Here is a 25,812-nt window from a genome sequence, read left to right as displayed (position 1 = left end):
AACCTATAAGAGGAGAGATAATAGATATGAAATTAAATAAAAGAGTAGCAAGTGTTTTAGCAACGAGTATAGTGTTTACTGGACAATTATCTTGTTTATATGCTAAGACGTATAGTCCTGCAAACTATACAGTATTAGCTCTGGCAAGTACCGAAGGAAATAGCACAACGCCTGGGGCTATAGAGGTAGTGGATAAAGTGGCACCTCAATTTAATAGTGCATGGACTGAAGAAAAGGATGGAAAGACTTATCTCATGATTTCACTTAATGATCCTAGTGGCGTGAATTATGTACAAGTAGGTGACAAGTATGCCACATTAGTTAGTGGAGATGCTGTATCAGGCACATATAAGTGTGAGGTGATATCAAGTGGGACTTATAACATTAACTTTCAAGATAAGTTAGGGAACTTTGGAAGTACATCTTATAAAGTGACAGTCAAGGATACAACGAGTCCGACAGTAGATGTCTGGCAGTCGACTAGAAATAGCAAATACTATTTGGTGATAAGAGCATCTGATAATGGCAAGATTACCAAAGTAACTGTAGATGGTACACGCATTACCTTTGATGAAAGTGGAGATAGCAGAGAATATGAAGTGACTAAAGCAGGGGAGTACACAGTAGTTGTAACGGATAATGATGGTAATGAGACCACTAAGAAGTATAAAGTAAGTATCAATGCCAATAAGCCTACCTTAAAGGTGACTAAAGAATATAAGGATAAGAAGTGGTATCTCATCATTAAGGGGGAGCCTACCAATAGCAACAAACTTAGCACATTAACTGTAAATAGCACGAAAGTTACTATTGCTGCTAAAGGCGGCGAAGTAACATATGAAGTTACTAAGTCAGGAACCTATAAAGTTGTCTTACAAGATGACCTTAACATGGAAAGCACAGATAGTATCTATGTCGATGTTAATGAAATAATTGATAAGGAAAAGCCAACCTTAGTACTTTCACAAAGCAAAACAATAAGTGGCACAGATCTTGTAATAACAACGAAGGACAATGACCAGATTACAGAGCTTACTGTTAATGGCAAGGCAGTAAGTATAGCAACGGGTGGCGGTACTGTAAACTATCCTGTTACACAAGCAGGTAATTACCTAGTGAGTGTCAAAGATAGAGCTGGTAACAAAGAGGAAAAGTCAATTTATATTGCTATAGAGAATAAAGTACAACAGGTGGTTAAATTTAGACTTAATGAGAGAAATTGGACTAAGGATGGTGCGATACAATCTCCAATGGTTACACCACCAGCTATAATTGGTCAAAGAACGTATTTACCTCTTCGCCAAACAGCTTATGCTTTAGGTATCAACGAGAATCAAATTACTTGGGATTCAAAAAACAAGGAAGCAACCATTATTGATGGCAGTGATGTGATCAAGGTGAAGCTAAACTCCAATATAATGACCATAGGTAGCCAAACAATTGTAATGGACGGCACAGCTGTTTCACAAAACAATCATATTTTGCTTCCTATTTCTCAAATTGCTAAGGCCTTTAAATCTAAAGGAGTAACTGTAGATTGGGATAATAATAAAAAAGAAGCAACTATTACTAGGACAAATTAAAAAAACAAAAATAGCGATTACTTTGTATCAGAAGCTACTTAGTAATCGCTTAAAATTATCATAAAAGAAGTTTTACTAGGTTAATTTCCTATTGAGAATGACTGCCTAAGTCAGAAGTGGGGAGGAATAAAATGCAGTGTAAAGCTAGTAGCAAGGAAAAGGATGGAGGGAATAGGTTTTATGTTTTTATGACTTTGCTCGTTCTCATAGGCCTAGGTTTAAGCGTAGGAATTATTTTCTATAAGGGAATGGATGCCACAGTAGGTACAGGGTTTGAGGAAAACTATGAATTAAATGCAATGGTTGGATTCGAGTATACAAACTGGAACACGCCAGGGGTTGGAAATTTATACATAAAGAACATAGGGGAAGAAAAGCAATTAATAGCTAAACAGATAGGCAGTGAACAATATGTATACTCAGCTATTAGTGGAACTTTAGCCTACGTAGATCATACGAATAATCTATATATTGCTAAACAAGGAGTAGCAGCTATTCAAATAAGTAAGAATGTAAGTGGCGATGGGCTTAGCTTTAGTAAAAGTGGTAAGTACTTATTTTTTAACAGTAGTCTAGACTCTAGCCAATGGTATTTTTATGATATTAGAAATAATTCTAAAGGAATATATACTGATGCTGAGCAAAATAATGTGTACATCGATGAAGACAGTGAAGATATTTATTATCTAGATGCAAGCAATCATTTGTACAAGAAAAGTAAGGGCGGCGATAAAAAACAAATTGCAGCCAATGTTGAAGAGTATAGTGTGATTGGTAAAAATGAAGTGCTGTGCAGATTAAATAGAGGTAACCCAACTTATGTCATTTATCATGCTAGAGGACAGAAAATACAAGAAGAACGTATAGAAAATATAGATGACATAGATTTAACGCGGCTAGAAGGTTCAAATAAACAAAAGCTATTATGCTTTATAGGACATAGTTCTTCAGAACCTAATGTGAGTCATCTATATGTCAAATTAAAAGGGCAAGAAGCTATAAAAGTGGCGGAAAATGTAACAAGCTATAGTTATTGTGAAGAAGATAATAGTTTATATTATTTGAATTCTGAGCAGATACTTTATCAGTTAGCAGTACCTAAAGTTAATAAAAAGTATTTAGGGAATAGAACTTACTTTATAAGGGCCTTAGAAGAGTGCAAAGTAGCTGCAATATTAAAAAATTGCAGTTACTTCAAGTCCAGCCCTAACCATGGCAATATTATGGCACGTACACAAGATGGAACACTTTATTTATGTAGAAACAACATGAAATTCAAATTAGCCAGTGGCTCACTGCAAGAAGATCTATTTAATGACTATGTGGTTTATAGGACTGCTAAAAATGAAATTTTTGTTCAGCAAGACATTAATAATAAAGAACTTGAAGCATTAGAACAGCCTATTTTACTAACAGATCAAGCACAGGGGGATTATACTACTTCTTTATATGGAAAATATATTACCTATGCTTGTCTAGAAGGAGAAGGAAATGAGCAAAAAGTCGCTATAAAAGCATACAATAAGGCTACTGGTATCGTTGATATACTAGGTGATGCCAATACTTACGATAAAGTATTAGTTAATCAGTTAACATACATCAGAAAGTTAAAATATGATGAAGTTGTAGGAGCCTATGCTTGCGCTGACTATAACTGCTTAGTGAAAATGGAATCAGATGGTACATTTAGGTTATATCGTGATGGGGTAGAGCAGGTTTCTTGTATGCAAACTTATGAGGGCTACAGTAGAGCTAGCTTAATGGTAGAAGAAGGGGGGATCATAGCCCATCTTAATCCTTATGATTCGTATGAAATAACCACAGTGATGACAGTAGGAACCAAGATAACCTTATCAATGAATGGTAGCTGCGAAGTAAATGTGGATGGTTCTACAACCTACACCCTTACCCCTATTACTGAAGAGGTATTTAATCAAAGGCTAGAGCAACAAAAGAAAGTAGAAGAAGAAAGATGAGGAGTAATAGAAGAAAGATGAAAGTAGTACAATCAAAGGGATAATAATATATTTTGGATGTTTTAACTTAAAAGGTGACCACTATGTATAATAGATACACGGTGGTCACCTTTTGATTTAATGTAATGTTTATACCAAATCTACATGATGGAATAGATCCTAGTATCATATTGAAAAGCAAAGCAATGAAGGCATTTCTTAAAAAATGAGAATAGCAGATGGTTGAACTAATAAAAATATAATAAAAAATAATTGACAATTGCAAAAAATAAATTTATACTCAGTTACAATCATATACATATATATAGAGGGAGTAACTGCTAGTATATCTAGATTCATTGTCGTCAATTCGGAGACTTTCCCGGCAATGATAACGTAATTTGTTTTGTGAGACTCTATAGCTGGGATTATTTATTCAGCTATAGAGTCTTTTTTGATATAGGTAGTTAGTTGCAAGCCCGCTAAGACAATATACAAGGAGGTTCAATCAAATGGATAGGTATTACAATAAATCATCAGAGGAGGTTCTCTCTTTATTACAAACAACAAGAGAAGGACTAAAATCCGAGGAATTAGGAGCTTTAAAGGAGAAGTATGGAAACAATGAATTAGTAGAAGGTGCTAGAAAAAGTATATTTCGTGTTTTCATGGAGCAGTTCAAGGACTTTTTAGTAATGATTTTAATTGTAGCTGCTATAGTATCTGGGGTTCTAGGTAAACTAGAAAGTGCTATTGTTATTATCGTTGTTATTATGCTCAATGCCATACTAGGTACAGTGCAGCATGTAAAGGCTCAAAAATCTCTAGATGCGCTCAAGGCATTAGCATCCCCTATGGCAAAAGTAAAGCGAGATGGGAATGCTACTGAGATTTCTTCTAAAGATTTAATGGTAGGAGATTTGATGCTCCTAGATGCAGGGGACTTTATCAGTGCAGATGGCAGGATTATAGAAAACTACAATCTGCAGGTTAATGAAAGCTCTCTTACAGGTGAGGCGGAAAGTGTGCTCAAAAGTGCTGAGACTATTTCTACAGCTGATATAAGCTTAGGAGATAGAAAGAATATGGTGTTCTCTGGAAGCTTTGTCACCTACGGCAGAGCAGAGGTTATTGTCACCAATATTGGGATGTCTACAGAGATTGGTAAGATTGCCAACTTATTAGAAAATGCCCAAGAAAAGAAAACACCGCTTCAAGTGAGTCTAGATCAATTTGGAAAGAAATTAGCCGTTATTATACTCATTATTTGTGGGATTATTTTAACCCTCAATATAGTAAAAGGAGCTAGCCCAGCAGATGCCTTTATGTTTGCTATTTCTCTTGCAGTAGCAGCTATTCCAGAAGCTTTAAGCTCTATTGTTACCATTGTACTTGCACTTGGCACACAAAAGATGGCAAAAGAAAATGCTATTGTGCGTAAATTACACGCAGTAGAAAGTCTAGGAGGCATCTCTGTTATCTGTTCAGATAAGACGGGGACACTCACTCAAAACAAAATGACTGTACAAAAGCTCTTTGTAAACGGAGAGGTCATAGAAACTAGTGCTGTGAATAAAGAAAATGAATTAGAACATACCTTAACTTTAATGAGCTTACTATGTAATGATGCGATTACCAGGGAAGCTAAAGAAATAGGAGACCCTACAGAAGTGGCTTTAGTGGATTTAGGAGAGCTCTATGGTTTAGATGAATTAGTAGTAAGAGAAAAATATCCTAGATTAGCAGAGCTAGCTTTTGACTCGGATAGAAAGTTAATGACTACAGCCCATGAGCTTAAAGGAGAGCAAGTAGCTATTACAAAAGGTGCTTTTGATGTCATACTAGGTAGATGTGACCATATTCAAACAGCAGCAGGTATTAGGCCTATTACAGAAGAAGATAAGGCGCAGATTAAGCAAATCAATAGAGTCTTTTCCGAGCAATCTTTAAGAGTATTGGCATTTGCCTATAGGCCTTATGACAGTACTAAGGCATTAACCCTTGAAGACGAAAATTACCTTACCTTCTTAGGCTTAATTGCTATGATGGACCCTCCTAGAGTAGAAAGTGCACAGGCGGTAGCAGACTGTATTAAGGCAGGCATTAAACCAGTTATGATTACAGGAGACCATAAAATCACTGCATCAGCTATTGCAAAGCAAATCGGGATACTTAATAGTATGGATGAAGCCATTGAAGGGAAAGAATTAGATGCTTTATCAGATGAAGAACTTAGAAACAAGGTAGATCAAATTAGTGTATATGCCCGTGTTTCTCCTGAACATAAAATCCGTATTGTAAAAGCATGGCAAGATAATGGTAACGTAGTAGCGATGACAGGAGATGGTGTAAATGATGCGCCTGCTCTTAAACAAGCAGATATAGGGGTAGCCATGGGGATTACAGGTACAGAAGTAGCCAAAGATGCAGCTTCTATGATTTTAACAGATGATAACTTCTCAACTATTGTAAAGGCAATATCAAATGGTAGAAATATCTATGCAAATATTAAGAATGCCATTAAGTTTTTACTCTCTGGGAATACAGCCGGTATTTTAGCCGTTTTATACTGCTCATTACTAGCACTTCCTAATCCTTTTGTACCACTTCACTTATTATTTATTAACCTAGTAACAGATAGCTTGCCAGCTATTGCAATTGGTGTAGAACCTTATAGAAAAGATATTATGAAGGAAAAGCCAAGGAAAATGGATGAACCTCTTTTATCAAGAAGCTTTGCTTTAGAGGTATTATTTGAAGGAATATTAATTAGCTGTGTTACCCTAGTAGCCTTTTATATGGGGAAACAAGTGAATCACCTAACAGCAAGCACCATGGCATTTTCCACCCTATGTTTAGCAAGACTTTTCCACGGCTTAAATTGTAGAGGCAAAGCATCTCTCTTTCAATTAGGTGTATTTAGTAATAAAGCAAGCTGGCTGGCTACTTTATTAGGGGTAGTGTTATGGGCAATGATCATGACCATTAAACCACTCATGAGTATATTTGAGATTGCAAGCTTGAGTAAGGAACAGTTTATCAGTATTGGTGTGCTATCATTGGTGCCTTTAGTGGTTATTCAACTCATTAAACTGATTTTAGGCGCACAAAAAGTAAGGAGTACGAGTAAGAATTAATCTGTATATGTGATTAAAAATGTGAATATCTTTAGCTACTAAACGCTAAATTGGGGATAGATATAAAAAGAAAATCAGGAAAAGGGAGTTCCATCAATAAAGAACAATCAAGAAATACGCTGATACAGGATATTGAGGCTTATGAACGTTTAGGTTTTGATAATTATTTTAGAGATTGTTAGCCAGTGCCGAGATAGGGTATACTAAAGAAAAAGGATGTTAGGAGGAAGATGATGAGTCCAGTATACAACCTAAATGAATTGAAAGAAGAGATCATAGATGGTAAGGTGTACTATATGTCGCCATCAGCCAATCCTAGACATGGGAGAATTATAGGCAACATTTATTTTATATTTAAAAGTTATTTAAAAGGAAAAACTTGTGAAGTATTTACAGACACCATTGACGTATTTTTGAATGAAGAAGGCACAGACAAGGTTATACCTGATGTATCTGTTTTGTGTGACCCAGATAAGTTTACAGATAAAGGGTATAATGGCGTACCCAGCTTAATCGTAGAGGTGATTTCACCTACTAGTATCAAAAGGGATAGAGAAACCAAATTTCATAAATACGAAGCTTATGGTGTGGGGGAATATTGGATAGTAGACCCTCTTAATAAATCTATAGAGCAGTTTGTTTTACATGAGGGGAAATATAAACTTAATGGTGTTTATACTCAGTTAGATGAAGCAGAAAAAGAGAGACTTTATGAAAAGCAAGGGTTTGTAAAACAATTTAAAACAAGCATTTTTTCTGAACTTACCATAGATATAGATGAAATTTTTTAAGCACAATAAAAAGGTGACCACTATGTATAACGGATACAGGGTGATCACCTTTTTCTTTAATTTATATTTATACCAAATCAACATGATGGAATATATCTTCTAAAACAAGTTTCACACCTGGAAATTCTCTTAGTTCAAGAACTTCTTTTGCATTATAATCATCTTCTTCAGGATCGTCTTGAAGCATAAGGACGTTAACCAGTTCATAAGTGCCGTTCTTTAGATAATGTACCTCTACAGATTTTGATTTATAGTCTACAATCCAATATTCACTTACGCCCTTTTTAGCATATAAGTCTTTTTTGACAGTTCTATCCTTTTTAGCCGTAGAAGGGCTTAATGTTTCTACTATGAATTTAGGTATACCGTAGTACTTTTTAGTTCCCTTCTTAAAGGCCTTAGTATCACAAACAATCATAATATCTGGAACAACATAGTCTTTGCTTTGCTCATCAAAGTGCAAATCTGCATTTTCCATAAATACGCTGCATAGAGAGTGTTTAAGTTGAGCATATAGCTCACCATAAATATTCCCATTTACAGTGGCATGCTCAAAAGGTGCAGAGGGGGACATATTATAAATTACACCTTGGATACATTCTTCTTTATGATAATCATCAATAAGTGCCATCGTTCATCCTCCTTGACGGTAGTTTAGTAACCAGAATATTTTAGTCTTGCCATTTATTACTTATAGTATAACATGGGAAGACTAATCTGTTCAAATAGCATGTAAATGATGACTTATTCTATTGCTAAAAGGTATAATATTAGAAACAACCTAATTCTTTTGGGGTGGGATATGTGACTAAAAATGTGGATATCTTCAACTAATCCATGTTAAATTGGGGATAGTTAAAACTAGAGATACTAGATGATATAATAAATTTGACATACGGTATAAATAGTGGATAAAAGCTGTCTACCTCTTTGTATATACTTTTTGTAGCTTTTATAAGAAAAGGGAGTAAGAACGACTAATGACTGAAGAAAACAAGAAAATGAGCAAAGTAGAACGACTACTTAAACTTTACAACCATTTACAAGGTGGTAAAAGATATACCAAGGCCGAATTAGCTACTGAAATGGACATAGATGAAAGAACAGTACAACGAGATATTGGAATCCTTAATACATATCTAGAAGATATTGACCCTCATAGTGGGGTGTATATTAGGAATAATCCCATAGACTATCATTACGAAATGATAGGAAGACAAGAGGAAAATCTTAATAGTGGGGAAATACTTGTACTAGCTAAAATTTTATTAGAAAGTAGAGCCTTAGAAAAAGAAGAACTAGATCATATTATTCAAAAACTTGTTAGGTACAGTAAAAGGCAAGGTCAGGAGTCTATAGAGCAATATATTCTGAGTGAGAAGTACCACTATACAGAACTTCAAAATAATAGTAAACGAATAGAACCCTTGGTAAATCTAGCACAGGCTATTAGTGGTAGGCGGAAAGTTAAGCTTGAATACATTAAACAAAATGAAGAGATAGTAGAACGGCTTGTTAAACCTATTAGCATTATGTTTTCAGAGTACTATTTTTACCTGATTGCCTATTTAAAGGATGAAACAAAGCCTATCATGTATCGTATAGATCGGATATTAGCTTATGAGATACTAGAAGAGGGTTTTAGTTTAAGTGAGCAGAATCGCTTTGAAGAAGGAGAGATAAGAAAGCGTATTCAGTTTATGTACCCAGGAGAGTTAATGACTATTAAGCTAAGATTCTGGGGACCATCTTTGGAAGCACTGTTAGACAGACTTCCAACAGCTAAAATAGTTGAGAAAGAGGGAGAAGCTTATATCATACAAGCAGAGGTATATGGTAAAGGCGTTAAGATGTGGCTTTTAAGTCAGGCAAATTACATAGAAGTACTAGAACCACTAAGCTTTAGAGAAGAAATGAAGCAAACCATAGAGCAGATGTTTAAACTATACAACTAAATAGTAGATAAAGAAAAGGGTGGACAGAAGATGTCCACCTTTTTCTTTATAATGATCCTATAGCATAAACAACTTAAAGAATGATGATAAGGAGAAAAAGAGATGAAAGCTAATAGATTTTTTATTCCATTTACATACTGCCCTAAATGTGGTCATTACATATTACCAGGAGCTGACAAATGTCCAAAGTGTGGTCTTGAATTACAAGTGATAGAGTCATAATAAAACACTATAACACTAGTAAAAAGCGAGATAATTTGATTTATTAGTAATAAATAATTAAAAAGCATAAGAATCTTAATTGGGAGAAGTATGGCAATAAATAATATAGTTTGATATAATGAACTAAATATTTTTTGCAAATGATGTCATTGTAGAGTAATGAATAACTGAAATTTAGCATGCAAATTAAAAATACTTTATAAAAGGCATGGAGCTTGAAACGATTTTGAAAAAGATGTGGAGAAGAGAAAGATAAAATGAATAAGTATGAAAAGTTAAGAGCAAAGAAAAATCAAGCACTAGAGGGAGCAAAACAGGATATTAGCAATATGCAGACTGTTGCAAGTGAATCTTATAGAGTAGCAAATGTTGCCGCGAATGCTCAAAATATAATGAATGATATAGATAAAAAGTTTGCTAGCGTAACGAAATTAGATAGTGTAGATGTTAAATTCTTGTTCTTCGCAACAGCTTTGCAGTGCATTAGACAATACTGGCTAACTAATGGTAGTTTAAGGGTTGGTGACCAAGAAGCCAGTAAGTTTGTGAAAAAATATGTGCCAATATCTCTGGCAGGACCCGTGCCATATGACGCTTTCAAAAAAGAAGGGTTTATAGGCAACACTGGCATAAGTGGAGCCAACCATAGATATACAACTCTAGGGCATGATCCATTATTAGGTTGGATTTTTGGTACTGCTAATATTCTAACAGACACAGTTACGAAGAATAATTTCCTACTAGAATCCTATAATACAGTGCTTGTGGGGAATGAGTACAAGATTTGTGAAGCAACCAACATTGGGCATATTTTCTTAGAAAGTGTAGATAGAGTGCAGAAAGACTATAAAGACCTTATCTTAGCAGTGATGAAACATGCCGTACATCTAGCATCAGATGCATTTACAACAATGGGCTTACCCATTCCTATCATTAATAGCTTATCTCCAGATTTATCCTCTAAGCTTTTAAAGAATGGTATTGATGTTTATAGTGTGACTAGAGGGATTGCTGTTTCTAGCTTCATTAATATGCTCATTGCGGCTATACATGGATTGTTCTATAATCCAGCCCAGTATAGTAGCAGAGAAATATATGAAGTTAAAACACGAAAAATCTTAAGCTATTCTAATAGTATTGCCAGTGCAAGTAATGTGATTTATGTAGCTATAAGTGTTTCTCTTGGAAATGAAAGCGCATTAAAACAGTTGGATGTAGGTGGGATACTGGTAACCATTTATCGATTAATTACAGATACCAAATTTATAAACCAAGTTAAAGAGGAGTTTTTGGAAAAGGAATTCCATACTATTGTTATGGGAACAGACTATGAGTTTTAACATCTAAGGAGGAATTACATATGGGAAGAAAAGATTTTCAAAAAGGCATGGTAGCAGGAGCGAAGCCTTTTGAGGAAAAGTTTAGAAGACAAGGCGAAGCCATAGATAGAGTAAGTCGTAAGCTTAATGAGAGATTAGATGCGATTGATGAAGTAACGGATGCTATATTAGACGATTTATCTGCGATGGAGAAAAAAAGACTGTATGATCTAAATACTGTCGTGAATATTTCAGAGCTTGATGAGACAGAAAAAGAATTCTTGGTAGCGCTTCTTTATACAATTGCCAATATGGGTGAGCAGATTACATCATACCAACAACAATTTATCCGTTCCGTAAAAAACTATTTAGGTGTAATGAATGTACAAGCCGAAGTGGATCTAGCTAGTATAGAGAATATTGAAAGTATTAATTCCCAAAAAGCAATATTACAGACCATTATGGAGTATCTATTCCTTGATCATGCAAACCATGATTATATGGACGAATACGAAGATGTTTTCGAGTATTTTAGTGTCAATAGAAAAGGTGTCCAGGAAATCAAAGATAAGATTGATAATATTTATAGATTAACAGGCTTACAAGGGATAGCAGAAAACTATGGCTATGTACCACCAGCTGACACAGCAATGGGTGGGAATGGAGCAAGTCACAAATTCCACTATACTGGTCCAGTCAATAAGCTGGGCAATACACTACATAACCTATCAAATGGGGGATATATGGCAAGGCAAGGAGAATATTTATTCTTTGCGGAACCAGAAAATGATTACTTCTTATATAGATCCAAAATAAATGGGGAAGACAAAAAGTGCATCTGTGAAGAGGAAGCCAAATCCATAAATGTAGTAGGGAATGCCATCTATTACATTGTTGCTAATGTGATTTATAAGGTTGATTTAGATGGAGGTTCTAGAACTAAAGTATGTTCCTTAAAGGATATTCCAATAGCTAAAGAAAAAAGTTTACCTATACACCGTAATAAAGAATCAAAGCTTTTTATGATGGTAGTGGGTAGCCATCTATTTGTGATAGTGGAAAATGTAACTATATTGGGATTACAAGGTGTAGATGTTTATACTATAGACGAACAAAACGGTAAAGTTACAAAGTGCTTTACATGCCAAGGGGTAGTCAATGTTGATGAAAATAATATTTATTACTTTAATGATTATAAGAAATTCTACAAGTATAGTATAGCAACTGAAAGCACCGAGCAAATTGCCCAGACCAGTGGTGCAAGCTGTAGTAATGAGGATATCCTGTTTATTAATAATAAGCTTTACTATAGATGTTATTACATAGAGAAATTCTTATTTAAGGATATGCACTATGACAAGATAGAGAAGAACGATTTAAGTAACCATATAGTAAGTGATATAATACCTAAAAGTTCTGATGTAGCACTAGATATAATCCGCTACGATAATCTAGATGATACCTATGCTTATTGTCTTTATACAAACCAAATAAAAAGATTTTCGCCAGATACACCATCAACTAAAAAAGAAGTCTACCTATCAGATGAAGGTTATATTTGTAATTTACATGTACTAGGAGACAGACTATTCTTTTTTGAAAAGGCGAATAATAAAACGCAGTGGAAATCTATAAAAACAGTGTAAAAACTAGAAAGTAGATAGCAATCTATAAATGGAGCAAAGAAAAAGGCGCTCACCATGTAACGGATACATGATGAGCGCCTTCTCTTTTGCCCCAGACTCTAGTTCAACCTCCATAGCTGCCTAAGTAAATGCTAATCTAAGGCATGACAATAGTTCTTTAGTACTTGTATACGGATAGAATGGTGCTTGTGAAGACAACTATGAACGTTTTCAAGATAGGTAGTATATGCTATTCTACAATAATATTATGACATAAGGGTAGAAGTCATTATAGCTGCTAGAAGTAATAAAATACAGATGATATATATTTTGGTACCAATAGTAAGTAGCTTAGTTGAAGTCTTAGATTCGCTTAGTTTAATTATAAGGGCGACGATTAAAGCTAAGATAACAACTATTGCCGGGAAGAAAAGGCCTGTTGCAGGGTATGAAGAAGGCATTAGAACACTACTGATGTAGTTCACTAATAAACTTACGTTGCAAAAAAGTAAAAATAAGTTTGCACATCTAAAAGAAGTGGTGGAGGATAAAAAGAGTTTCTGAGAATTGATTGCACAGACACTAGGTAAACGGAGCTTAAAGTGTTCAAAAACCTTTTCTAGATTTTCAAATTCTGATAAGAAGAAGGTTTCAGTAGTCGTGTGGCATAGAATTCCTTGAAATTTGCCTGATTTAAGCCTATAAGCTTTTACTTTAATAAAGTCTTTATACTGATAAGTTTGTGTTTTATCGTCATGGATGAATGTCATTCCCTCCTCATCTACTATAAGCGTACTACCTAAAACAAGATATTTTTTTAAATAATGGTAGAAAGCCAATAGGATTAAGACAAGGAGCGTTACAGTAAGTACACTGAAAGTAGCTAGAAGGCTATAAGAATTCTCAGCATCTAGCGAAGCTAAAAGGATTTGGGCAGAGAAGATAGCAAATACAAAGCCTAACTGATATACAAATACTTTGTGAAGAATCATCAGTTTAGTCTTGATAGGTTTTACTTTGTTGCCTGCTATAAATTCTTCATTAGAAGGAAGTGGTCTATAAGAAGTAGGGATAGAACGAGTACATTTTTCAGGGAAAAAACTGAAAAGGTAAATAAACACACCTATCAAAATAGGAAATTCTGAAGGAAGATAAGATTGCTGTGAGAAGATAGAAATAATGAAATTAAGATTAAATACCAATAATAATAAGTTAAATAAGCCAGCTCTATAAGTAGTAATAAGGTAGTCTTTTTTTAGGACGATAGGACAATCCTCAGAAACCTTATGAGCCAAAAGCTGTAAGATTGCTTCTAGTTCTGTAAAGAAGGCAAGTGTGAAAGTTTTCTCACCAACTTGAAGTTTAATAGAATGATAAGTACCTGGGTTAGAAATAGAAACAACGACAGAAGTAATATCTCCATAGGGAATAAGTATCTCTTCATGTTTATCAAGTAATTTGAGCTCGTTTTCTTCGAATTCAAGAGAGAGATCTCCAGGTAGTGGAGAAGGTTTTATGAATTTAGAGAAGAAAAAGAACACAAAAATACACCAATAACCTATAAAGATAGAAGGGATAAAGGAAGAGCCAGACTGTAAGGGTGAAATCATGATAGATAAAATGACTTTTAAAATATAATTACTTGTTAAAAGTATAAGCTGTAAAAAAAGCAAGCGATATAGCCAGGAAAATAAGATGTAATCTGTAGGGCGGGTTTGAATAAATTTCTTTTGTTCCATAAAATACCTCTAATAGATTGAATTTTTATAAAATTTACTCTATTATAACATAAAAGTGCTAAATTATGCTAATGCAAGTACAAGGTAGCTATTTAGCATCTGAAAATATAACTAAATAGAGCGGAGCAAGGGTATGAGAACACCTAATAATGTAAAAGGAATAAAAAACAAGAAAGTATAGAGGATCAACTTACTAATGATGATTTTTTCAATACTAGTAGGGTCTATAACAGGTGAAATTCAAGCTACTAGTTTATCTCATTCAAAGGATGAAAAAGCAAATAAGGTAGATATAGTCTTTGTTGTAGATACAGGTTATACTATGAAGAAGAAGCTACATACAGTGAAGAGGAGTATTAAGGAAATCATAAGACTTTTACAAGAGGAATACCAGCTAGACGTAGAAGTTTCTATTATTGATTTTAAAGATATTAATGCATTAGCTTCAGAAGATGCAATTAGAATTAATGGTAATAGAGTCAGTAAAGCAGAGGGGGTGCGTGCATTAAGTTTTACAAAAGACCAAAATAAAATAGAAAATATACTAAAGGGCTTAGAAGCTTCGGGAGGTTATGCTACAGACATAACAGGAACACCACTTGCAGGGCTTGGTTATGTGACAACTATGCCTTTTAGAAAAGAGGCGGGCAGGTTTACGCTTTTGATGACGGATAAGGCCTATAATATTTCTAACTGTCATGGTTATAAAACAGTTAATCAGCTATTAGATGAGCTGAGACAAAAAGAGATTAATCTTGGAATTGCCTATATGCCATACCATAAGTCAGGTGATCAAACGGAGAAGTTTTATAAAAGGTGGCTTAATCATATTAATGGTATGTATAGTTCAATGAAGGATTTAAGTGACTCCGAGTATGAGGTTGCAGAGTTTATTGTCACGAATTTAATTGGGGAAAAGGAATTTATGATTTTAAAGGATACAGGTTTAGTTAAAATTACATTGAAAGCACCATTAACTAAAGGTGGAAGTATTTGTTCCGATCAGGATGCATTAACAGATAGTGAAGAAGTGAATTGGGATTTAATTAAGTTTGAAAATGGGGAGTTTCAGTTACCAACTGTAAGTTATCTATGGCAATGGCCAGGGGTAGTATATGATATTAAGGCTATTGAAAGCACGAAATGGTTTAAAGAAGGGCAAGAAATAAAGGTACTACCTATTATTTCTGACCCCACATCAGAAGACGGCGATCAAGATGGTCTAAAGGATGAGGATGATAAATATCCTCTTTTTAAAAGGCGCTCGTAAGACAAAGAGCAGGAAGTAATAAACGTCTAATTTTAAAATAAGCATAGAACTAATTCAATCATAGTGATATACAAGGTGTAGTGTTTAATGGTTATATAGATGAAGAAGAAAATAAGTTCCTAGAGGTGATAAGTAGTGAATCAGAAAACACAATCTAAAAAGAGTATCATTATTTTTCTTTGGTTTTTTAATTTGACATCTAGTTTAGGATTAGGAGAGGCACTTTGTAATTATTTTGAGTGGCAACCAATCATGCGTCTTTTACCTCTTAGTATAGGGATTTTACTAGGTGTATGTATCACAGCTATTATACTTAAAAGTTCACAGATTCAAAGATTTTTCCCTCTTTTAATTTTAGAGTTTATTTATTTAGGAATATCAGCCTATAGCATAGCTTATAACAAAATTTTGGAGGCTTCCTCGTCTATATTAATTCATAAGAGATATATAATGTTAATGTTTGTTATGAGTGGTGTTGTTTTGGGGTGCATTATTTTAGGCATTATGTGCCTTATACAAGCATATAGGAAGTTTCAAAAAAAGGCAAAAACATCAAATAGTGGAGCACTCAATCCACTGTATTACCAGATTGTAATTCCTAAGGCTATTTTCGTAGGTATAGGTTTAGTGGTCATTTATTTATTAAGTATTCCTGTAATCAATCATATGTTCTTTTCAGAAGTTAAGTGGAAACCGTTTTATTTCTCAATGCTTGATATAGTGGTAGGAGCAATCTGTGCTACTACTGCTAGCATCATATTAGTTGCTAGTCTGAGAAAGAAGTGAATATCTTATATAAAAAGGGGTGTTTTTATGGCTATGTGGAACCCATGGCGTGGCTGTCATAGATATAGTGAAGGCTGTAAATACTGTTATATTCATAAAGGTGATGATAAGCGAGGCATAGATACAAATGTCATTGTCCGCACAGACAAATTTAATGTTCCTATTGAGAAAAATAAATCAGGGGAATACAAAGTTAAAGCAGGGCAAACTGTTTATCTTGGCTTTTCAACTGATTTTTTAATTGAAGATGCCGATATATGGAGGCAAGAATGTTGGGAGATGATCAAAGAGCGTTCAGACTTGCATTTTATTTTTCTCACAAAAAGAATTGATCGATTTATGAACTGTATTCCTGTAGATTGGAATGATGGATATGATAACGTAACTGTTGGCTGTACAGTAGAAAATCAAGAGACTGCCGACTACCGCCTTTCCATTTTTTCTACCCTACCTATCAAACACAAAAATATTATTTGCCAACCTCTAATTGAAAAAGTTAATATTGAGAAGTATTTAAAAGATATAGAACTGGTGGTAGTCGGCGGCGAGTCTGATAAAGATGCCAGGCCATTTCATTATGATTGGGTACTTGGTATAAGAGAGCAATGTATACGAAATAGCATTCATTTTGAATTTAGGCAATGTGGCACTCATTTTATCAAGGATGGTAAATATTATAAATTGTCAGTTCGGGATTTATGTTCGCAGGCAAAAAAAGCGAATATCAACTGCTAAAAGCTCTTGTGATTTCATTAAATAGAGAGGAGGAAATGCAGCATGCGTATTTATAGTGATAAAGCCTTTAATATCAGCCCACCACATAGTCTACTTGATAAATATGTCCTCTTCTATAATATAGTTTTCCCAAAGCAAAATATGTTCGTAGAACATTATACGCTTATGCCTGATGCATGTGGCACACTGTCTCTTGCCTATAATGGAAAGGATATTTTAGCTGAGTTATGGGGGGCTTCCGTAACCCCTACTTTGCTTGGAGCCGAACCCAACCAATATCAAGTTATGCTATTGATACAACTTTCACCTTATGGATTATATCAAATAACACACTGCCACCAAGCTGAATTTGCGGATAAGCGTATGCCGCTCAAAGATGTGGATAAGGAGCTTTTTAATTCCCTCTGCCGTGCTTTTGAAACCGCAAACAATGTAACAGAATTATTTAGTATGTGTGATAAGATTTTATATAATTATATGGAGTACTGTGTTGTTTCAGATGCTTTGTTCTTTGCGACAAAAACCATTTCAGATCATCAGGGTCAAATACTTGTTGCGGAACTGGCTAAAAAGGTCGGTTATAGCCAGCGGCATTTAAACCGTCTTTTCTTAATGCAGATTGGAATGAACGTCAAAAGTTATACCCGTCTTGTTCGTTTTAATGATGTATTAAGGCATATACAAAAATCGCCATGTTTCTTTGCAGCGTTGTCGCAACAAACCGGATATTTCGACCAAGCTCATTTTGATAAAGATTTTAAGGCCATTAGCGGCGTTACCCCTGAAAACTATTTGAAATACATGTCTGATTTTTACTATGATGCCACAGAGGTATCCACTATACTATCATCAAGGAGGGAATAATCTATGAAATATCAAGGATGTTTATTAGCAGTTAAGGATATGGAGATATCAAAAAATTTCTATGAAAAGGTTCTTCAGCAAAAGATTTTGATGGACATTGGTGTACATGTTACTTTTGAGGGGTTTTCTCTACAACAAGGGTATGCCGAGTTAATTGGCGTTCCATCAGATAGCGTCCAAGAAGAATCAAATAATTTTCAAGTTTACTTTGAGGTAGAAGATTTGGATACGGTGTACACCGAGTTAAAACGTACACCCGGTATACTGTGGGTACATGAGATAAGAGAATATCCTTGGGGGCAGCGTGATGTTCGGGTGTATGATCCGGACAAGCATATCGTGGAAATTGCAGAGGATATGGGGGTAGTTATCAAGCGTTTCATTGGGCAAGGTATGTCGGTAGAAGAAGTGGCGGAGCGCACTATGTTCCCTCTTGAAGTCGTAAAACAGTATATGCATTTGTAATCAATTGAGACTTATCTATTAACAGTAGCAAAAGAGCTATAAAACGCTTATGAAATCTTGCGTTTTATAGCTCTTTATTTATTATCCGTTGTCAATTTATTTTTTTTCGTATAGAGCATACCTCTTTAATTCTTTTTCCAAAGGTCTGGTGTAAGTAGCAAGAGAATAGGGTAAATTTCCAGACGTCCTATAATCATCAAGATAGAGAAAACGAGTTTACTGACATCACTAAAGGCAGAGAAATTACCCGTAGGTCCTACAAGGCCAAGACCAGGTCCGATATTATTAAGAGTAGTAATGACCGAAGTAAGAGTGGTAGTAAAGTCAAACCCATCTAAAGAGATAATGATGATCCCTATTGTAAAGATAATCATGTAGATGAAGAAATAGTTAAGGACACTAAGTACCGTTTTGTCGTCTATCTTTTTGCCATCCATACGTACAGAGTAATAACCATTAGGATGGACAATTTGTTTTAAGGAATGCTTGATGCTTTTAAAGCAAATAATAGCACGGGCTACTTTAAGACCACCTGCTGTAGAGCCAGCACATCCACCCACAAACATTAAAATGAGGAGAATCATTTTACTAAACATAGACCACTCATTAAAGTCCGTTGTAGCATAACCTGTGGTTGTCATAACGGAAGCTGCCTGGAAAGAAGAAAATCTAAGAGCTTCACCAAAGGAACCATAAGTATTACGTGCCAGTAAATCAAAGGTAATAAGTAAGATAGCTCCTAATAAAATGCAAAGATAAACCCTTAGCTCATTATTCTTAAAGAAAGTCTTCATATTTCCCTTAAAAATCAAATAATAAAGGGAGAAGTTCACACCACACACAATCATGAAGATAGTGATAATCCAGTCAATCAGTGCGCTATTATAATAGCCTACACTGGCATTCATATTAGAAAAACCACCTGTACCTACTGTTCCTAGGGCATGAATGAAAGCATCAAACACATTCATACCAGCTAGGCACAGAAGAAGAACCTCTACTAGGGTAATACCTAGATAAATACTATAGAGAATTTTAGCTGTCTTTCCCAGTTTAGGCACGATGCGACCAACGATAGGTCCAGGGCTTTCAGCTTTCATAATTTGCATAGAACCTGCCCCTAGGGAAGGTAAAATAGCAATAGTAAGTACTAAGATCCCCATGCCTCCTATCCAGTGAGTAAAGCTTCGCCAAAAGAGAATACCATGTGGTAGTCCTTCAACAGCGGTTAAAACAGAAGAGCCTGTCGTTGTAAGACCAGAGCTTGATTCAAAGAAGCTATCTATAAAAGATGGAAAAGCACCGCTTATGTAAAAAGGGAAAGCTCCAAAAAAAGACATAAGGAGCCAACCCATAGCTACAATAGCAAACCCATCTCTAGCATAAATATTTTTAGAAGTTGGTTTAATGAAAGAGAGCGTAGCCCCCACTGCTAGAACGATACTTATTGTGATGAGGAAAGCAGGTAGGTCTCCATCTTGGTATAAGAAAGCCACTAGCGTAGGAGGTAGTAAAGCAATAGCCTCACAGATTAATAATATTCCCAAGCTTCTTAATACTATTTTTAAGTTCACCGGTGATTCCTCCTGATGTAGTATCCATAATATCTTTTAAGTGAGAGATATTTTTATTCGTAATGACAAGCACCCTATCTCCTGGATTAATCATTGTTTGACCGTTTGGTACAACAATCTCATTTTTCTTCACAATAGTGGCAATGAGTACATCAGGAATAAGGCGGAGTTTATAAAGAGGTATATGAATCAGAGGATCATTAGATGATGCAATAAATTCAATAATCTCACCTTTGCCACCTACAATGCGGTGGAGTGCCTCTACAGCTTCCCCACGTACATATTTAAGGATACGATTGGTGATAATGTCATGAGGTGTAATGATCGTATCTAATCCTAACCCACCTATAACAGCATTACTATAATGACGGCTTATTTTAGTAACAACACGAGGAACCTCACTTTGTTTAGCAATTAAAGAAGAGATGATATTTTCTTCATCACGTCCTGTAAGAGTAATGAAGCTATCTACAGCCTCAAGATGTTCTTGCGCTAAAAGCTCGCTATCTGTGCCGTCCCCATGAATAATAAGGGTATTAGGTAATTCTTCAGAAAGTGCTTCACAAACGGCACTATCATTTTCTATAATTTTAACCTTGATATGCATTTCATTAAGAAGACGTGCTAAGTAATAGGCGATTTTCCCCCCACCCACAATCATAATGTTTTTAACCTTTGAAGGCTTATCATGAATACGTTTGCAAAACGTATAAATAGCAGCAGATTTTCCAATAGCATAAATGGTGTCATTTGTTTCTAGTGCTGTATCACCTGTAGGGATAATCAGTTTATCCTCCCTGATAATAGCACCAATTAAAACGGAAACACCAAATTTATCACCAAAGTGTTTCATTTTAGTTCCAATTAGAGGAGAGCCCTCTTTAAGAAGAACTTCTACCATACGCACACGACCTTTTGCAAAATTTTCAAGGCGGATTGCTCCAGGAACAGTAAGAACTCTAGCGATTTCATCAGCAGCAGCTTCTTCAGGATTAATAACCATATCCAGGCCTAAATCTTCTTTAATAAGAAGGAGTTCCTTGGCATATTGTGGATCGCGGATACGTGCAATAGTACGGTGTGCACCTAATTTTTTAGCTGTCAAACAACAGAGCATATTGACTTCGTCGCTTCCTGTTACAGCAATGATGAGATCGATACTTTGGCACCCATTCTCAAGTAAGGTACTTGTGCTTATGCCTGTTCCTTTAACAGGAAGTACGTCTAAGTTGTTCTCAACTTTTTCGAGTGCTTTGGGATTGTTGTCGATAATTGTAATGTCATTTCCCTGGGCAGACAGGTGAGTAGCTAATGCGTAGCCAACTTTACCAGCGCCAATAATAATGATTTTCATAATGACTCCTCATAAATATAAAGATAATTTAGTATAAGCATATTATACAACGTATTATACAACTTATTGTAAAATACAGCTAGCTTATCTAGAAAAATAAGCACAACAAAAGGCGGTCACCAAGTAATGAATACATGGTAATCGCCTTCTCTTTTGCCCCAGACTCTAGTTTAACCTCCATGGCTGCCTAAGCAAACGGTGCTCTAAGGCATGACAATAGCTCCTCAGCACTTGCATACGGATAGAACGGTGCTTACGAAGACAGCTATGAAAGTTTAACCCATGAGTGAGGAGCTCCTTAAAGTCTCGGCTCGGACTGTCCTGTCTAGGAAACCGTAACCTTAAGACTCTGGTTAAAAAACTTTATTTGGTACTGCTAAGTGTAAAGCATGATGAAATAACTTATAAGGAGCGCCTCCCTTTACAGCGCATCAGTGAACATTTTCCTTAGAGCCAGAGGTACCTGTAACGACAGATTGAGACTTGGTCGACCCAGTCAGTTCCTCAGATTGAAGCTGTGGTGATTCTGCTATGGGAAGTTATTTGTTTGATCTTTACACCTTTATATATGTGGGCAAGAAGTGGAATCCCTAATAAAAAGTGGGAAAATTTTTGCTTATGGAGAAAAGGCGTTTGGGAGGGAAATGAGAGGTGCTGCCTGTCCTCCAGGGTTCCGCTCCGTATTTTTTGAGGCACTAAGGCTCACTTTTTTAATGAACGCCTGAAAACTCGCCTTGCTCAGACACTCAGGCTAAAACCCATTAAAAAAGTTCGCCAAGTGCCTCTAAAAAATACTACGAAGTCACCCTTCCGGACAGGCAGCACCTCTCATTTCCACAAACGTTTTGACGGAAATAAGCAAAAACAAAACAAAGAGTAGATAAAAGGAGAAGAGAAACGTCTGAGTAAAGTGAATTATATTAAAATAAAATCAGGTATATGATAAAATAAATGAAAAACAGGAAGAAAGAGGTTACATATAAGTAACATTACAAGAAGCAGGAATTTCAATAAATAGTAGAAGGTTTGATAAAGAAGGTTTTCAAAATTGGAAATGTAGGTGAAGATAATGCTATTATGGACTATTCAGCCGTTAGAAGTATATGAATTACTTGTAGAGCAAGACGTATTTAGGTGCGATAGATCAAGGGTTTGGGGAGTAAAGGATGACCAGTTGAAAGAAGCATATGATTGGTTGGTAGATCAAATGAATCAAAAAATAGGCTTGCCACCTCTGGGTATAGAATATCCTATTTGGGCGTGGCACACTTTTTGTGGACGACATGGAAAACCTGATTTTAGAAGGATGGGATTAGGAGTACGGGGAGAAGAATATCTATGTTTAGAAATTGATGTACCAGACCAAGAAGTACTATTAAATGAGTTTGATTTGTGGCACATGGTATTAAATGACTTTTTTATTGGGGAGGCATGTAATGAGGAAGAATGGGAAAAAGAAAATAGCTTTTATGAGCAACTATCAGATAGCGAGAAAACAAAGGTAAAAGAAGAATCGTGGGCCAAAATATTTGAAGTAGATAAGAAGTTCGATGATATATGGAGAATAACGGGTGAATATATTCAAGCAACATTTTGGGAACTTAGGCTAGAAAATGTAAGAAGGGTATGGCGTTTTAAAGCAAGGTAAGGTATTAAATAAAAAACACTTAGTATAGGGAAATCCTTCTGTTTAGACATATAGAGGAGTGAAAGCTCGCTACCAGGCGAAGGCTGAGAGGTGGAGCTTAGTTAGGACGCACTATAAGTTAAATTAGGAGGTATAGATGATGAGTGAAAATGGGAAAGAAGTGATTTATCCATTAAAGCTGTATGCTAAATTAGGAAAGGACAAGGTAACGGCATATAATGGCAGGCAAGTATTAGAATTGTACAAAAGCTTTATAAAGGAGCAAGGGGAAGCATGGTTTCCTACTAATGTACTGATTCTGGGGATTGCTAAGCAGAGAAAGAAGGAACTGGATAAGGCCATAGAAGAAGGGCAGATTGTTGAAGTTTACTTTGCTATTGGGAGAACCTATGATGATAGTAACCGAATTTATGGCAGAGCTAGGGTGCTGGCTATTGAAACAGGAGAGGAAGTAATGGCTTCACCTGAGCCATTTTATACACCAAAGGAATGGCAAACCCACCAAGCCAAGAGCTGGATCAAGCTTGGGATGTTTGTAGACTGGAAAGAAGTTGATGCAAGAGTAGAAGATTTTATTGTAGTAAGCTCAGGAAAAGGACTAGAGCAGGTGATTCAAAAGTCTCAAGTACATTTCGGGTATATTGTAAAGAAGTAGATGAAAAGATTATTTTTGAGAAAAGAACAATAGTATGGGAAGGCTAGCTGAGGCTAGTCTTTTTGTATGATTTTTTATTGAATGACTATTGAATAAAATATTTAGAAAATATAGAATGAGATTTAGCAACATTAAAGGATGGAGGATGAGCTTTAGATGCTAAAAAGATAGCTTATTAAAGCTTAATAAAAGAGATGAGCATTTTGGTAATCATACTCGGCATCATTATTATCATGATTGTTACACAGGTTTGGGCACTTACTAAATTCATCAAGCAAATCAAGTTAGGAGAATATGCAGATCAAAAGGCATATAAAATTTTTAGGGGAATATGGCTTGTAGTGGATGGCATAGCTTTTTTGAGCACTATGCTATTTGTTTACACATGTATAAAATCTCTTTACGTAGTTAGTGATTACACAACTCAAGCCTATGGCTGGGTGCCCTTTATAGTATTTATCTATATGGTGTTACCAAGCAATATAGTAGGAGGGATTTTGAGAACTATTTACTTAGGTAATAAAAAGCATTTTAAGTTTAAAATGAGATAATGTGTACATAGATGATCCATAGACAATAAGTAGAGGGAGTGAATAAATACCCTGTGTTAGGATGGCATTAAGATAGCATTCTAAGATAGGAGATGAGTGAATGAAAAGATGTTGGATTGAAGATATGTATATGTTTGAAGAGGTAAGAGGGATCATCCAAGGAGACTACATTTATGCTTGTGGAGCAAAAGGTGAACTCATTCATCCAGAAGAGGTAATCCTCACATATACAGAAGGTGAACATTGCATTCGCTTTCGAGTTGGAGGTAAGTGGGGGTACTTTGAATTAGAGACAAGGAAGATAATCATCTCGGCTATTTATGATGAACTTCATTTTAGTGGTGAGTATATTCGCGTGTGTTTTGATGGGAAATGGGGAGGGGTTGACTGGGAAGGTAACGTAGTTATCCCGTTAGAATGGGAGGATATAGGTTGTCTAGAAGAGCAATGCAGGTTTGGGATGTTAGAAGGGAACATTGATGATGCACGCATTAGTATAAAGAAAGACGGAAAATGGGGATTCATCAATGTACATGTGGAGATGGTTATCTTGCCTCTGTACGATGAGATAGGATATTTTAGTAATGGTCTATGCCCAGTAAGAAAGGGAGAAAAGTGGGGATACATTGACAAAGATGGGAACGAAATTTTTCCCATTATATTAGATGAAATTACACCTTTTAAGTATAATTTCCAAGAACGTTATACAGAAAGTGGTGCAAGGTTATTTACAGTGTTTACAGAAGCACATGCCGCTGTGAGGTACGGGCATAAATGGGGATTTATTGACCATAAGGGGCAGTACAAGGTCCACATTCCTATTACCACAATTAAAGATTACTTTTCTAATGGATGGATGATTAATGATATGGGGAGGTGGGGAATTGTTGATGCAGCATTAGAAATAACCTGGCAAGAACCTAATAAGAGGTATATAATCTGGCACAATAGAAAGATATACTTTGATAAGCTTGGGAATATTACTTCAGAGAGAAAAATCAAATCGGTATAAAGTACTATACCCACTCTCTGTTTAAGAATAGAGAGTGGGTTAAAGAGGGGATATAGTGGACTATAAGGCAAAAGAGAACAAGACAACACCAAAGATAATTCGCCTACTGTATATGTACATATTATCAAAAAACTATGGTGGGATTGAATACAGTAGTTTAACTGAGGAAAATGAAGGCGGATTGAAATTTAGTAAGAAAACATTTGAAAAGGATCTTCAATGTATGCGAAAGGCAGGGGTAGTAATTGTATACGATAAAGAATATAAGAACTATCGTTTAGGGGATAAGAAGATCATGGAAGTCACAATGCAAAATCCTTTTATTTTAAAAATTAATCGCTTGTACAGAATCATTAATTATATTCAAGAAACAAATAAATTCACAAAGGAATGGTACCAAAATACTTTTAACCTTTCCACTAGAACAATGGCTCGGGATATTAAAGAACTTAAGCAGATAAATATAGCCATAACATATTATTTTGATGAAGGACAATATGAGATCAACGATAGTAGTTTCTGATAGAAATATAAGTGAAAAATTGGTTGTATAAGTAAAAAGGAGATGGCGA

At 35.4% G+C, this 25,812-nt stretch carries 22 protein-coding genes; 18 read left to right on the top strand and 4 right to left on the bottom strand.

Annotated features, from left to right (window positions below):
- Nucleotides 1-26: 26 nt before the first annotated feature.
- The 4 genes from QTL86_RS17010 (at nt 27) to QTL86_RS16995 (ending at nt 7,466) form a co-directional block, all read left to right on the top strand.
- Entirely contained in the window at nt 27-1,583 is a 1,557-nt protein-coding gene (locus QTL86_RS17010; protein WP_410495555.1) for a stalk domain-containing protein, read from the top strand.
- Between the two features lie 131 nt (nt 1,584-1,714).
- A complete protein-coding gene (locus QTL86_RS17005) occupies nt 1,715-3,559 on the top strand; it encodes a hypothetical protein (protein ID WP_410495554.1) in 1,845 nt (614 codons plus the stop codon).
- 491 nt (nt 3,560-4,050) lie between these two features.
- A complete protein-coding gene (locus QTL86_RS17000; protein WP_410495553.1) occupies nt 4,051-6,675 on the top strand; it encodes a cation-translocating P-type ATPase in 2,625 nt (874 codons plus the stop codon).
- A gap of 233 nt (nt 6,676-6,908) precedes the next feature.
- Nucleotides 6,909-7,466 carry a Uma2 family endonuclease gene (locus QTL86_RS16995; protein WP_410495552.1) on the top strand — a complete coding sequence of 186 codons (558 nt, stop codon included), beginning with the start codon at nt 6,909-6,911 and terminating at the stop codon, nt 7,464-7,466.
- A gap of 67 nt (nt 7,467-7,533) precedes the next feature.
- Here QTL86_RS16995 and QTL86_RS16990 read toward each other — a convergent pair whose 3' ends face one another.
- Complete coding sequence (locus tag QTL86_RS16990; protein WP_410495551.1) at nt 7,534-8,097, bottom strand: Uma2 family endonuclease; 564 nt, start codon at nt 8,095-8,097, stop codon at nt 7,534-7,536.
- Between the two features lie 349 nt (nt 8,098-8,446).
- On the opposite strand from QTL86_RS16990, the gene QTL86_RS16985 reads away from it, so the two are divergent.
- From QTL86_RS16985 to QTL86_RS16970, 4 genes are all read left to right on the top strand, one after another.
- Nucleotides 8,447-9,421, top strand: coding sequence for a helix-turn-helix transcriptional regulator (locus QTL86_RS16985; RefSeq protein WP_410495550.1), 975 nt, complete (start codon nt 8,447-8,449; stop codon nt 9,419-9,421).
- 102 nt (nt 9,422-9,523) lie between these two features.
- On the top strand, nt 9,524-9,643 hold the full coding sequence (locus tag QTL86_RS16980) for a zinc-ribbon domain-containing protein (RefSeq protein WP_127065269.1): 120 nt from the start codon (nt 9,524-9,526) through the stop codon (nt 9,641-9,643).
- Nucleotides 9,644-9,900: 257 nt separating this feature from the next.
- On the top strand, nt 9,901-10,983 hold the full coding sequence (locus tag QTL86_RS16975; RefSeq protein WP_410495549.1) for a hypothetical protein: 1,083 nt from the start codon (nt 9,901-9,903) through the stop codon (nt 10,981-10,983).
- Between the two features lie 20 nt (nt 10,984-11,003).
- Complete coding sequence (locus QTL86_RS16970; RefSeq protein ID WP_410495548.1) at nt 11,004-12,608, top strand: DUF5050 domain-containing protein; 1,605 nt, start codon at nt 11,004-11,006, stop codon at nt 12,606-12,608.
- A 245-nt stretch (nt 12,609-12,853) separates the two neighbouring features.
- On the opposite strand, the gene QTL86_RS16965 is transcribed toward QTL86_RS16970, so the two are convergent.
- Nucleotides 12,854-14,326 (bottom strand): hypothetical protein, encoded by a 1,473-nt coding sequence (locus QTL86_RS16965; RefSeq protein WP_410495547.1) that lies wholly within the window; start codon nt 14,324-14,326, stop codon nt 12,854-12,856.
- A gap of 196 nt (nt 14,327-14,522) precedes the next feature.
- Between QTL86_RS16965 and QTL86_RS16960 the strand changes: the two genes are divergently transcribed.
- The 5 genes from QTL86_RS16960 (at nt 14,523) to QTL86_RS16940 (ending at nt 18,446) form a co-directional block, all read left to right on the top strand.
- Nucleotides 14,523-15,596: a vWA domain-containing protein gene (locus tag QTL86_RS16960; protein ID WP_410495546.1), complete on the top strand. Its 1,074-nt coding sequence runs from the start codon at nt 14,523-14,525 to the stop codon at nt 15,594-15,596.
- Nucleotides 15,597-15,731: 135 nt separating this feature from the next.
- Nucleotides 15,732-16,382, top strand: coding sequence for a hypothetical protein (locus QTL86_RS16955; RefSeq protein ID WP_410495545.1), 651 nt, complete (start codon nt 15,732-15,734; stop codon nt 16,380-16,382).
- Nucleotides 16,383-16,409: 27 nt separating this feature from the next.
- The gene (locus tag QTL86_RS16950; RefSeq protein ID WP_410495544.1) at nt 16,410-17,117 is read left to right on the top strand and encodes a DUF5131 family protein; all 708 of its coding nucleotides are present in this window, start codon (nt 16,410-16,412) and stop codon (nt 17,115-17,117) included.
- A gap of 42 nt (nt 17,118-17,159) precedes the next feature.
- Nucleotides 17,160-17,981, top strand: a complete 822-nt coding sequence (locus QTL86_RS16945) for a helix-turn-helix domain-containing protein (RefSeq protein ID WP_410495543.1) — start codon at nt 17,160-17,162, stop codon at nt 17,979-17,981.
- Nucleotides 17,982-17,984: 3 nt separating this feature from the next.
- Complete coding sequence (locus tag QTL86_RS16940; protein WP_013655273.1) at nt 17,985-18,446, top strand: VOC family protein; 462 nt, start codon at nt 17,985-17,987, stop codon at nt 18,444-18,446.
- A 125-nt stretch (nt 18,447-18,571) separates the two neighbouring features.
- On the opposite strand, the gene QTL86_RS16935 is transcribed toward QTL86_RS16940, so the two are convergent.
- The gene (locus QTL86_RS16935; RefSeq protein ID WP_410495542.1) at nt 18,572-20,020 is read right to left on the bottom strand and encodes a TrkH family potassium uptake protein; all 1,449 of its coding nucleotides are present in this window, start codon (nt 20,018-20,020) and stop codon (nt 18,572-18,574) included.
- Nucleotides 19,971-21,374: a Trk system potassium transporter TrkA gene (gene trkA / locus QTL86_RS16930; RefSeq protein WP_410495541.1), complete on the bottom strand. Its 1,404-nt coding sequence runs from the start codon at nt 21,372-21,374 to the stop codon at nt 19,971-19,973. Before trkA ends, QTL86_RS16935 begins: the two co-directional genes overlap by 50 nt.
- 1,069 nt (nt 21,375-22,443) lie before the next feature.
- On the opposite strand from trkA, the gene QTL86_RS16925 reads away from it, so the two are divergent.
- The 5 genes from QTL86_RS16925 to QTL86_RS16905 all read left to right on the top strand — a co-directional run bounded on the left by QTL86_RS16925 (nt 22,444) and on the right by QTL86_RS16905 (nt 25,763).
- Nucleotides 22,444-23,022, top strand: coding sequence for a DUF3841 domain-containing protein (locus tag QTL86_RS16925; protein WP_410495540.1), 579 nt, complete (start codon nt 22,444-22,446; stop codon nt 23,020-23,022).
- 139 nt (nt 23,023-23,161) lie between these two features.
- Nucleotides 23,162-23,677: a hypothetical protein gene (locus QTL86_RS16920; protein ID WP_410495539.1), complete on the top strand. Its 516-nt coding sequence runs from the start codon at nt 23,162-23,164 to the stop codon at nt 23,675-23,677.
- 194 nt (nt 23,678-23,871) lie between these two features.
- Complete coding sequence (locus QTL86_RS16915) at nt 23,872-24,228, top strand: hypothetical protein (protein ID WP_410495538.1); 357 nt, start codon at nt 23,872-23,874, stop codon at nt 24,226-24,228.
- Between the two features lie 100 nt (nt 24,229-24,328).
- Nucleotides 24,329-25,240, top strand: a complete 912-nt coding sequence (locus QTL86_RS16910; protein ID WP_410495537.1) for a WG repeat-containing protein — start codon at nt 24,329-24,331, stop codon at nt 25,238-25,240.
- Nucleotides 25,241-25,295: 55 nt separating this feature from the next.
- Nucleotides 25,296-25,763, top strand: a complete 468-nt coding sequence (locus tag QTL86_RS16905; protein ID WP_410495536.1) for a hypothetical protein — start codon at nt 25,296-25,298, stop codon at nt 25,761-25,763.
- The last annotated feature ends 49 nt before the right edge of the window (nt 25,764-25,812 follow it).

Origin of the sequence: Cellulosilyticum sp. ST5, from assembly GCF_046529625.1 — a bacterium.
GTDB classification, from domain to species: domain Bacteria; phylum Bacillota; class Clostridia; order Lachnospirales; family Cellulosilyticaceae; genus Cellulosilyticum; species Cellulosilyticum lentocellum.
The sequence above is the reverse complement of the archived record's forward strand: the minus strand, read 5'-3'. Positions and strand labels throughout refer to the sequence as shown.